Annotated in this window: 10 protein-coding genes and 1 pseudogene; 8 read left to right on the forward strand and 3 right to left on the reverse strand. The window is 26.9% G+C overall.

Going from position 1 to position 11,411, the window contains the following annotated elements:
• Positions 1-76 precede the first annotated feature (76 nt).
• From I1959_RS02760 to I1959_RS02780, 5 genes are all read left to right on the forward strand, one after another.
• The gene (locus I1959_RS02760; protein ID WP_195237032.1) at positions 77-889 is read left to right on the forward strand and encodes an alpha/beta fold hydrolase; all 813 of its coding nucleotides are present in this window, start codon (positions 77-79) and stop codon (positions 887-889) included.
• A gap of 315 nt (positions 890-1,204) precedes the next feature.
• Entirely contained in the window at positions 1,205-1,915 is a 711-nt protein-coding gene (locus tag I1959_RS02765; protein ID WP_195237033.1) for a LytR/AlgR family response regulator transcription factor, read from the forward strand.
• On the forward strand, positions 1,909-3,240 hold the full coding sequence (locus I1959_RS02770) for a sensor histidine kinase (protein WP_195237034.1): 1,332 nt from the start codon (positions 1,909-1,911) through the stop codon (positions 3,238-3,240). The genes I1959_RS02765 and I1959_RS02770 overlap by 7 nt, the downstream gene beginning before the upstream one ends.
• 159 nt (positions 3,241-3,399) lie before the next feature.
• Positions 3,400-5,976: an ABC transporter permease gene (locus I1959_RS02775; RefSeq protein WP_243239966.1), complete on the forward strand. Its 2,577-nt coding sequence runs from the start codon at positions 3,400-3,402 to the stop codon at positions 5,974-5,976.
• A gap of 40 nt (positions 5,977-6,016) precedes the next feature.
• The gene (locus tag I1959_RS02780) at positions 6,017-6,685 is read left to right on the forward strand and encodes an ABC transporter ATP-binding protein (protein ID WP_195237035.1); all 669 of its coding nucleotides are present in this window, start codon (positions 6,017-6,019) and stop codon (positions 6,683-6,685) included.
• 381 nt (positions 6,686-7,066) lie between these two features.
• On the opposite strand, the gene I1959_RS02785 is transcribed toward I1959_RS02780, so the two are convergent.
• Together I1959_RS02785 and I1959_RS02790 are read right to left on the reverse strand one after the other, a co-directional pair.
• Positions 7,067-7,726: a helix-turn-helix transcriptional regulator gene (locus tag I1959_RS02785; protein WP_195237036.1), complete on the reverse strand. Its 660-nt coding sequence runs from the start codon at positions 7,724-7,726 to the stop codon at positions 7,067-7,069.
• A gap of 20 nt (positions 7,727-7,746) precedes the next feature.
• The gene (locus I1959_RS02790) at positions 7,747-8,931 is read right to left on the reverse strand and encodes a M20 metallopeptidase family protein (protein WP_195237037.1); all 1,185 of its coding nucleotides are present in this window, start codon (positions 8,929-8,931) and stop codon (positions 7,747-7,749) included.
• Positions 8,932-9,172: 241 nt separating this feature from the next.
• Between I1959_RS02790 and I1959_RS02795 the strand changes: the two genes are divergently transcribed.
• Positions 9,173-9,553, forward strand: coding sequence for a DUF1540 domain-containing protein (locus I1959_RS02795; protein ID WP_195237038.1), 381 nt, complete (start codon positions 9,173-9,175; stop codon positions 9,551-9,553).
• A 43-nt stretch (positions 9,554-9,596) separates the two neighbouring features.
• Here I1959_RS02795 and I1959_RS15835 read toward each other — a convergent pair.
• A pseudogene (locus I1959_RS15835) lies at positions 9,597-10,016 on the reverse strand (EFR1 family ferrodoxin); the annotation flags it as partial.
• A 424-nt stretch (positions 10,017-10,440) separates the two neighbouring features.
• Here I1959_RS15835 and I1959_RS02805 point away from each other — a divergent pair.
• Together I1959_RS02805 and I1959_RS02810 are read left to right on the forward strand one after the other, a co-directional pair.
• Positions 10,441-10,641 (forward strand): cold-shock protein, encoded by a 201-nt coding sequence (locus I1959_RS02805; RefSeq protein WP_166505180.1) that lies wholly within the window; start codon positions 10,441-10,443, stop codon positions 10,639-10,641.
• Between the two features lie 244 nt (positions 10,642-10,885).
• A complete protein-coding gene (locus tag I1959_RS02810) occupies positions 10,886-11,389 on the forward strand; it encodes a CarD family transcriptional regulator (protein ID WP_092926411.1) in 504 nt (167 codons plus the stop codon).
• Positions 11,390-11,411 lie beyond the last annotated feature (22 nt).

Genomic DNA, 11,411 nt, shown 5'->3' on the forward strand with positions numbered 1-11,411 from the left:
GCAAAAGACAACTTACATATTTATATCAATAAGAATAAGCTACTAATAAAGACTTTCTATTAATGGAGGTATTTGTATGGGATATTATGTTAAAGTAGAATCGAATGTAAAACTTTACGTAGAGGATCTTAACCCAGAGGGGAAGAAGACAATCTTGTTTTTGCACGGGTGGTCTGGTAGTCATAAGTTGTTTGAATATCAGTTTAATCAGCTTCCTAAAATGGGATATAGATGTATTGGTATAGATCAGAGAGGATTTGGTAAGTCAGATAAGCCTTATGAAGGTTACGACTACGATAGATTGTCAGACGATGTTAGATGTGTGGTTAATGCATTAGGGCTACATAATTTTACACTGGCAGGACATTCAACTGGAGGAGCTATAGCTATCAGATACATGTCTCGCCATAAAGGATACGGAGTATCTAAACTTGCTCTTTTTGCTGCAGCAGCACCTAGCCTTATAAAACGTCCAAATTTCCCATATGGTTTAGAAAAAGAGGAGGTTACCAAAATTATTGAGGGAACATATACTGATCGTCCCAAAATGTTGAGTGATTTTGGTGACATTTTTTTCTTTCAGTATATAACTAAACCATTCTCTGATTGGTTCTTGCAATTAGGCTTACAGGCAGCAGGTTGGTCAACAGCAGCTATTGCAAATACTTGGATAAATGAAGTGTTATTTACTGATCTAAGAGAAATTAATGTTCCAACCTTAATTATTCATGGAATTCATGACAAGGTTGTTCCATTTTCACTAGGCAAAGTACAAAATCAAAGTATTAAAAACTCAAAGCTTATACCATTTGAATTTAGCGGTCACGCATCCTTTTATGATCAGCAAGAGAGATTTAACGAAGAGTTGGTACAATTTATTGAAGAATAAAGTTTTGTAGAAGCAAATCTAGTATGGTATTGTAAAAATATATAGAGCTTTAATAAGCTTATTAATATTGATGAGGCTATTGGTAGTAGGACTATTTAAGATGAGCAAGGGTTAAGGGAAAGAGATTAAATTATAGGATAAACAAGGAGGAACGATTCGTTCCTCCTTATTTATGTGGAAAATGAAAATTACCCAGCTGATTTTTATGAAAATATAGTTATTTACTTATGTTAAGGTTGTTACTATAATATAAATAATGCGTATTTATGTAGGATTAACATAGGACGTAAATAAAGGGACATGGGGTGAAGTAAATTGATAAAAATAGCAATATGTGAGGATGAAAAAGACCAACAAGAGTTGCTAAAAGAGCATATATATCAAATATTTAAAGAATTATCTATTAAATATAAATTGGAAATATTTAATTCTGGGGAAGCATTGCTTGAAAATTATCCAAATGATACTGATGTAATTTTATTAGATATACAAATGGGGCAAATTAATGGAATGGATACTGCAAGAAAAATTAGGACGTTAGATAATAAAGTCGAAATTATATTTATTACATCATTAATAGAATATGCATTAGATGGGTATGAGGTAAGGGCTTATAGATATTTAATAAAACCAGTCAAATATGAGAATTTAAAAGAAAATATAATAAACTGCATAAAAGAAATAGATATAAAAAATAAATATATTATAGTAAAAGAACAAGGCAATCAAATGAAATTAGATATAAATGAAATAACTTATGTAGAAGTTCAAAAAGAAACTATAACTATACATACTTTAAATAAAGTTTACAAACTAAATGGGACAATGACTAATATTGAAAAGAAGATAGATTGTAGTAGATTTTTTAGATGTCACAAGAGCTTTTTAGTTAATTTAGAACATGTAAAAAGTATAAAACAGTATGTTTTAGTACTTGAAAATAGTGAGGAAGTACCTGTTAGCAGATATAGGTTTAAGGAAACAAAAGATAAATTTTTTGACGTAATAGAGGCTAAATTATGTTAGTAAGTACCTATATTTTAGCTGTTTTAAACATGACAATATTTATAGTTTCATTCTTTATGATAATGAATAAAAAAGGTTATGTCTATCAATATAAATTTGAGTGTAGATATATACTTACAAGTATATTCTTAATTTTTACAATTATAATGGGATTAGGATTTGGAACAGCATACCTACAGGAAATACTACGAATGTTTTTAGCTATATATTTAATTTGTAAAATTTTTTATAAAATTAATACAAGAAAATCTATTGTTAGCTCAGTAATATATAGTTTAGTTTATATTTTAGTAGGGGGCAGTATTTTTTGGTTTGTACAAATTTCAATTATAAAAGTAGATTACATACTTGAAACAACGCTTATAAGTAGTACTATTATCTTTATGACTAGCATCTATTTTTATAATAGATTAGAAAATATCTATAAAGATAAGAAATATTATTTATACATTGCATTAACCACTTTAATTAACTTATTAATAATTTTATTTATAAATAAATCATTTGCAGATATAGGTGATTTATATGAGATGGTAGTTAAAAATAATGTTGATTTTTATTATGTTTCAGATATGCTTAAATTTTCAGCTACTATTAAAGAGACATTTCCTTATCTTTTATTTATAGTAAATATATTATTAATATCTATATTTTTAAATTCTATAAAATCAGAAAAAGAAAAAGTTAAATCAGAGTTTGTAAATGAAAAATTAGATATGCAGTATAAATACTATATAATGGTTAAGGATTCACAAGAAAAAATGAGACAAGTATACCACGATATGAATAATCATATGGAAAATATAAAATCATTAAAAAATAGTAGTGAAGATGTAAATAAATATATTAACAATATAGAAGATGAAGTAAAAGGAACTAAAAATATTTATAACACAGGAAATGTACTACTAGATATTATCCTACATGAAAAAAGTAAAGTTTGTATGGAAAATAATATAGATTTTAATGTAGGCATAGATTTTAGGAAATGTGATTTTATAGAGATGATTGATATAAGTAGTATATTTTCAAATTTAATAGATAATGCAATAGAAGCATGCAATAAAATAGATGATAATATAGAAAAATACATAACTATAAAAAGTACTTTTATAAAAGGGTACTATGTAGTCAGATGTGAAAACAGCAAGACAAATAAAGTAATAATTAAAAATAGTAAGATTTTTACTTCTAAAAAAGATAAATTCCTTCATGGAATAGGGATTGATAGTATAAAATCTTCAATAAAAAAATATAATGGAGAATTGAAAATTAAGGATAGTGAGTCTAAGTTTATAGCTACTATTCATATACCAGTTGAGTAAAAATTTAATAGAAATATTCGTTTGACATGCTAGTTGTCGGTGAAAAAATACCACTTGTCGGACTTATATTGAAGCAAAATTTTAGAAATGTTACCTTTTATACAAAGAAGGTAGCATTTTTTTATGCGAGGATTTAATAGGAGAAAGAGAGGGAAGGATTTGATTACATTTAAATTAGCAATGTCTTATATGAAAGAACAAAAAGGAAAAACAATAGCATTACTATCAAGTATTGCACTTTCAGTGATGCTTATTTTTTCAATGAATGTAATTAGAGATTCGGGATATGATTCTCAAATTCAAGAAGCAAAAGATTTACATGGTGATTATCAAGTATGGTTTGAAGGAATTGATATGGATAGTGCAAAACAACTTGAAAATAATACTGAAGTTAAATCAGCAAATAGAGTTAAATATTTCTGTGAAATAGTTAGTAAGAAAAATGGTGTTAAATTTGATTTGAACTCATTTAATAAAGGTTTTATAGATTCACTTAATTACAAGATGGTAGGAAGAGAACCAAGAAAAGATGGAGAAATAGTTATAGAAAAAGAAACTGCACAGCAGATGGGAATAAGAAACCCATTAAATAAGAATATAGATATGATGTTAATGAATAAGTATGTTGATGACAGTGGAGCTAATCAGATAGATAGCGTTAATAAAAGTTTTAAAATTGTTGGAATACTTGAAAAGCCAGAGAGATATTATAGTTCTCTATCTAACTCAATAAGTGGAATTAAAACTCAAGCATTTGTATATGAAGGAGCTAAGTTTCCAATAAAAACAAAAGACACATATAAAGGAACAATATTTCTTAAGTCTGAAAAAAATACATCTAAGTTTTTAAATGAAATGGAAAAGAAATTAAATCTTAGCTTTGATAATTTACGTGAAAATTCGGAAGTTAGTGCAGCTAAGTTATTAAAAGATATATCTAAGAATAGTTTAGAAAATCTTAAGAAGATAATTCTTTTAGTAATTGTATCTAGCCTTGTAATATATAATATTTTTAATATTATTCTTAAAGATATGATAATACAAATAGGGCTTATGAGAGCAATAGGTATGTCAAGAAAAAAAATTAAGAATATGTTTGTAAAGCTTAGTCTTATTTATATAGTTTTAGGAACGGTAATCGGTATATTATTTGGGATAATAGTATCATATATTGGAGTAAGAATAGTATATGGATACAGCTCTAGGTTAACGATAGAAGCTTTAAGCATAATTTATTCTTTTATAGTATCAGTATTATCAGTATCTATAAGTAGTTTTATAGTAGTTAGAAAAGCTGTAAAGATGTCTATAATTGATTCAATAAAGGTTAGTGAAAAGTATGAAAAAAAATCAAAGGGGAAGAGTAGCAAAAAAAATAGAAGACAAAAAAATATAATTAGAAGTATTGCAATTAGGAATATATGGAGAAATAAACCTAGAACTATTATAACAATGCTTGCAATAACAATGGTTGGAACAATGTTTATAGTTAGCTTTGCAGTAAAAGATACATTAAAAACTAATATAGAGGAAGGAATAACAGGTGGTATTTGGGGAATGTCCTATGGAAGTGTTGATAAAACAGTAAGTGGTAGTTATAATGGCGCAGAAAGTTTATTTTATAAAATTGATAAGGATATGATAGAAAAGATAAAAAGTATAGAAGGAGTAAAAAGTGTAGAACCAAACTTTTATAATCCTGATGGGCATATTTTACTTTCTAAAGATAAAATATCTAAGGCATATCAAGATGAATTAAACAGAAAAAATGAACTATATAAAGATGAAAATAATAATGAATATCCACTTCTTATAAGAGGATATAGTGACGAGATGTTAAAGACTAGAGAGTTATTTATTGAAGACGGAAAAAATTTGATAAATGTTAAAGAAGGAAGATACAAAAAAGTTATACTAGTAAACAATACAAACTCCAAAATTACGCATTCATTTGAGGCAAAGGTCATTGATGATGCAAAGGTTGGAGATATTATAGATATAAAATTACCTGTATATAAAGATGGTATAAAAAAGTATGAAACATTTAAGGTTGAAGTTAGCGCTATTATGAAAGAAGCTTATGCAGCAGCTCAAGATGGAAATGTTGATGCTAATGGAGCACAGGTAATATTTAGAGAGGACGACTATAAAGAATTAACAGGTCAAAAGGACTATAACAAAATTTATGTAATGACTCAAAAAGGTGAGTTATACCCAGTTGAAAAAAGATTAGAGAAACTAACAAAGGACTATGCATTTTCATCAATTGGTGGTAAAGGTGAAGATATGAAATTTATTGGGGCGCAACAAAGTTCAGAGGACAGACTTGCAGTAATATATCAGTGCTTAATTTTACTTATACTTTCTGTGAACAGTATTTTTATTATGAGAAGTAATATTATTGTAAGAAAAAAAGAGATATCAACACTAAGGGCCCTTGGAATGAGTATTAAGGATATAAAAAAAACTTTGATAATAGAAAGTGAATTTTACGGAATAGTTGCCTCTACAATAGGTGCTGTAATTGCAACAGCTTATCATAACTGGGGGATTTCAAGTGCAAATAAAACTCTTATAGAAGGTAGCTTTGAAAGAACTATAGAACATAGTATTCCTTGGAATCAGATACTTATACTATTTGCAATTTTTATAATTATTGGATTTATTGCAGTGTTTTTATCTAAGGATAAGATAGAAGGGATATCTATAGCAGAAGGAATTTCAGAAAATGATTAAATGTAGAAAGTATAAGATAAGGATAAGGGAGAGCAGAGCTATGAAGAAATTAATTATAAAAAATATAGAAAAGATATATGGTAAAAATGATAATAAGGTATATGCACTAAATGGTATAGATTTAGAAATACAGCCTGGTAAATTTACAGCTATAGTTGGTCAAAGTGGATCAGGTAAAAGTACATTACTTCATTGTATGGCAGGCCTTGATAAACCAACGAGTGGAAATGTATTTATAGATGATTTAGATTTATATACTTTAAATGATGACAAGCTATCAAAAATAAGAAGAGAAGAGTTTGGATTTATATTTCAAAGTTTCAATTTAATACCAGTTATAAATGTTTATGATAATATAGTTTTACCAATTTTAATTGATAGAGGAAAAATAGATAAAAACTATATAGATGATTTAATAGTTAAATTAGGAATAGAATCTCAAGTAAATAAATTCCCAAATGAACTATCAGGTGGACAACAACAAAGAGTAGCCATTGCAAGGGCACTTGCCAATAAACCTTCAATAATATTTGCAGATGAGCCCACTGGAAACTTAGATAGTAAAACGACTGATGAAGTTATGTGGCTTCTAAAGTTTTGCGTAGATGAGTATAAGCAGACGTTAGTTATGATAACTCATAATAATGAAATAGCTAATAGTGCAGATAATATTATAAATATTAGTGATGGTAAAATAGTATCAATGTAATTACTAAAAATGAATCAATGCCCTGGAGTATTAATTTATAATATTTCAGGGTATTTTTATATTTATTTAAAAATAAGGAGCTAGTATATAGTTTTAAGCAAGGGCACATAAAATGAAAAATACTCCCCTTATTTTTTATTAGGGTATATTAAATCAAATACACTAAAAGTAAATAAAGTGAATTAATATTTAGAGAGGATGAACAATAACATAAAATTTATTTAAATATAGACAAAGCATAAGGTTTAATATCTATAATAAGGAGGAACGATTCGTTCCTCCTTATTTATATGTAAAATAGAATTTGCCAAGGGAATTTTTGTGAGAATTTCACAAGTTTTAGGTATGCTGGAAGTATTTTTGGTATACTAGTTACATAAATTAAAAATTATAGATAATTTTTAATTTACTCTTATTATCATTGTATTTAATTATAGACCCGGTGTAATATCTATCACATTTTAAAGCATCAAATACCATATTCATTAAAACTAATTTATACTCCTCATCATAACAATATAAATACAATCCTTCCTTTTTTAAAACATAAGAAATAGGAAATACTTCCATAATAGTATTTTCAAGCTGTAACTTTACAAAAGACTTATCATCTATAGCATCCTCAATTACTTTATATATATCTTTTTTATCAATACTTTGGTCTTCATCTAAGTCTATTATAAATATTTCTTTTAGTTTTTCTAATATTTTATTACATCTATCAGAGTCAACTAGCCTGAATTTTTCAATAAGATCTGTCTTTTTTAAGTCTGGTTTTATATGCTGAGAAATATATAGTGACAATATTAAATCTTTATAATCATTGTCAGTTAGTATATATTTAGCTATTATATAATTTTTATCTATTTCTATTCCGCCATTTACACCTCGATATGAAATTATAGGAATACCCAAGAGTGATAATTTATCTAAATCTCTCTGTATAGTTTTTTCACATACATTAAACATCTCTGCTAAATTCTTTATTGTAGTTTTAGAGTTGATTTTTAATAGATAAAAAAGTATTTCCAATAATCTCATATCTTTCTCCTTTTAATTAATTACTTATTATTTTTTAGCCACTGAATAGCACAATAAGCATGCATTGCTGCTCCTGTAACCATTATATCCTCATTAAATACAACTTTATTATTATGCATAGGAAGCCCATATAGTGGATTTTCTTGTTCAGTACCTGCACCTAGCATAAAGTAAACACTTGGAACTTCATATGAGTAAGATGCAAAATCTTCAGAGCCCATACCTCCACCTTCAAATGAAACAACAGATTTTTCTCCAACTAAATCTTTTACATAGTTTCCAAGTTCATTAGCTAAATTTGTATCATTTGTAAGAGGTGGAACAGAAGATAATTCTATAAGTTGTGCTTGTCCTCTAAACATTTGTGCTGTTGAAGTTACTATTTCACTCATTCTATTAAATATAAATTCTCCTAATTCCTTATCTAAACTTCTTATTGTACCTTCCATAACAACTTCTTCAGGTATTATATTTGGAGCATCTCCACCAGCAAATTTACCAATTGTTAGTACTGCTGGTTTAGTTGGAGATATTTCTCTACTAATTATCTCTTGTAGAGATAAATATATATGAGAAGCAATATTTATAGGGTCTACGCCTGTTTCAGGAAGAGCACCATGGCATCCAGTTCCTTTTACAACTATTCTAAATCTAATACATCCTGCTATACTAGTTCCTAATCCATATAATACAACATTTGAAGGTGTTCCAGAGTGAACATGCATAGCCATAGCAGCATCAACTTTAGGGTTTTCAAGTACACCTGCTTTTAACATATTTTTAGCCCCAGTAAATCCTTCCTCATCTGGTTGGAATACTAATTTAACTGTACCTTCAATTTGATTTTGGTTTTGTTTAAGTAGCTTAGCTGCTCCTAAAAGCATTGCAGTATGCATGTCATGACCGCAAGAATGCATACATCCATTTGTTGATTTAAAATCACACTCAGTAGCTTCATTCATTGGAAGTGCATCCATATCTGCTCTTAATAAAAATGTTTTTCCTGGTTTATTTCCTTGTATAGTAGCTATTATACCACTTTCACAAATTTCTTTTGGATTATATCCAAATGATTTTAATGTATTTATTACAAAAGCTTTTGTTTTAGGTAATTTAGCTCCAACTTCTGGATTACTATGAATTATTCTTCTATAATTTACTATTTCATCTTTTATTAAATCTGCTTGTTTTATAAAGTTATTCATATATTTGCACCTCTTTATTAATTTTGATAAAAAATTTTATTATATTATATTTTTCACTATATACAGTAAAAAATTCCTTAATGTATAAAGTGTTTTTTTTAATATAAACCTTAAATAGGACATATATAGTCTGTTTTATAGATATTATTTATTTTTTTAGATAAAGTTAAACACATCAAATCGAATTATATTTTGTATTTTGGAAATAATAAAATAGATATTTATTAAGGAGGAAAACAAAATGCAAAGTGGGAATTTAAAATGTAATGCAACTGATTGTATACATAACATAAATTATGACTGTAAGGCAGGTGCCATACATGTAAGTGGACTTGGTGCAGTAGAGGTTAAAGGGACTAGTTGTACAAGCTTTGTAGATAGAGAGAGTAGTAGTTTAGCAAATAGTTTAGCTGGAAGTCCTAATGAGAAAGAATCATTTTTTAATAGTTCTAATAACAGTTTTGTAAATAGTACAGGGGATTCAACTACAAAACCATCTGATATAAAATGTGAGGCTCATAATTGTAGATATAATGAAAATAAAAAGTGCTATGCAGAATATGTTGAAATAGATAAAGTCGATGTATATTGTAATTCCTTTGATTATGGAGGACATATTTAATACTATAAAAAATACGCTTCTTAAAAATATTGATAGAAGCGTATTTTAAGTAGATATCTATAATAATTTGTTTTGGTGTTTCTTTATCTGGTACAGAAAATAAAGCTATGTAATTCTCTGGCATTTTAATTTCTGCCATACCTTTTAGTTGCCACTCTTTATGTTTACATAGCCTTTGAATATAGTTTATGGCTTTTGCTGTATCTCCTCCACAAGTCATTACAAAGTAAACTTTGTTACTTCCTAAAAATTTTGTATTTTTTATAAAATCCGTAACAACTATTGGCAACCTCCATGCATAAGTAGGGCATACGAATACGAATGGTTTATCTGTTGATATTAATTCATCTGTTTTTTCTTCTTTTATAAGTTGATTTAGTGATATCAGTTCATCATTTAATTCTTGTGCAATTTTGCGAGCTACATATCGGCTATTACCAGTACCGCTAAAATATAAAATCATAATTATATCTCCCTAACTATTTTTTATTTTAAATATTAATCCTTTTTCTCTAATAAAGTAATTTATCCATAGATTGTATTTTAATAAATATAAAATTTACTAGTTAAAAAAAATTATAGCACATTAATATTTTTTATATTTATTGGTAAAGAATTTGATTACCATTAAATTTTAAGGTCTATTTAGGTTGTATAGATTTTATATTAAAATGTGAGAACACACTGTTAATCCTAAGCGATACCTTTAACAGCTGAGCCAGATTTAAAAAATTAAAAATATATACTAATAGAAAATAAATAAGACAGATTTAAAATAAAAAATATATAATAGTATCTATTATTATATATTTATGCTATAATAAATATTGTAGAGATACAAAAGCAAGTCAAGAATATCTTGATGCAGGTTCAATAGGAGAAGTTATATGAATAACGGAATAGTAAAATGGTTTAATAATGAAAAAGGTTTTGGATTTATATCAGTTGAAGGTGGAGATGATGTTTTTGCTCATTTTTCGGCTATACAATCAGATGGATTCAAATCATTAGAAGAAGGTCAAAAAGTAAGCTTTAATATAGTTAAAGGGGCTAGAGGTCCTCAAGCAGAAAATATAACTATATTATAATATATACATTGTTATTAGAAAGATTCCTTAGTGGGATCTTTTTTATATTTATAACAGTATAAAGAGTTGAATATAATATTAATAATATTTAATATAGAAAATAATTTAAACTTAAAATCTACATTACTAGCAAACTTTAAATAAAATACTATATTAGTATACAGTACATCTTTAGAAAGATAAATCTAGTTAAATAGGCTAAGTTTTATTTTCATATATAAAATAAAAGAGGAGAGATAAAAGCATGTACAAAATTGGAGAATTTATTATTTATAGTAATTGTGGATTATGTGAAGTAGAGGATATAGGTCCACTTAATATTTCAGGTATTAACAATAAAAAGGATTATTACACGCTAAAACCAATATATGAAAATGGAAAAATATTCATACCAATAGATACAGATGTATTTATGAGAGCAATTTCTACGTATGAAGAAGTTCAACAATTAATAGATGGTATTTCTTCCATGGAGGAAATGGATTGTAATGAGAAAAATGTAAATTTACTGCAATCTAAATATAAACGTTTTATTAAAAACTATGAGTGTGTAGATTTATTAGCTGTAATATTAGGTGTTTATAAGAAGAAATATAATGGAAAAAAACTAGGTCAAGTAGATGAAAAGTTTATGAAATTAGCTAAAGGATTAATTAATGATGAATTTTCAATTGCCTTAGGAATATCTAGAGAAGAAGTAGAAAAATATATTAAAGAAAAAGTTAGAGATAGACAATACAATAACTAAAAATATAACTATTAATATTTAT

Source organism: Romboutsia sp. 1001285H_161024_C4 (assembly GCF_015550185.1).
GTDB lineage: Bacteria > Bacillota > Clostridia > Peptostreptococcales > Peptostreptococcaceae > Romboutsia_C > Romboutsia_C hominis.

Coding starts and splice junctions, on each gene's coding strand:
- I1959_RS02760 (WP_195237032.1), top strand. CDS start 77: ATGGGATATTATGTTAAAGTAGAATCGAATGTAAAACTTTACGTAGAG.
- I1959_RS02785 (WP_195237036.1), bottom strand. CDS start 7,726: ATGAGATTATTGGAAATACTTTTTTATCTATTAAAAATCAACTCTAAA.
- I1959_RS02795 (WP_195237038.1), top strand. CDS start 9,173: ATGCAAAGTGGGAATTTAAAATGTAATGCAACTGATTGTATACATAAC.
- I1959_RS02780 (WP_195237035.1), top strand. CDS start 6,017: ATGAAGAAATTAATTATAAAAAATATAGAAAAGATATATGGTAAAAAT.
- I1959_RS02805 (WP_166505180.1), top strand. CDS start 10,441: ATGAATAACGGAATAGTAAAATGGTTTAATAATGAAAAAGGTTTTGGA.
- I1959_RS02770 (WP_195237034.1), top strand. CDS start 1,909: ATGTTAGTAAGTACCTATATTTTAGCTGTTTTAAACATGACAATATTT.
- I1959_RS02810 (WP_092926411.1), top strand. CDS start 10,886: ATGTACAAAATTGGAGAATTTATTATTTATAGTAATTGTGGATTATGT.
- I1959_RS02790 (WP_195237037.1), bottom strand. CDS start 8,931: ATGAATAACTTTATAAAACAAGCAGATTTAATAAAAGATGAAATAGTA.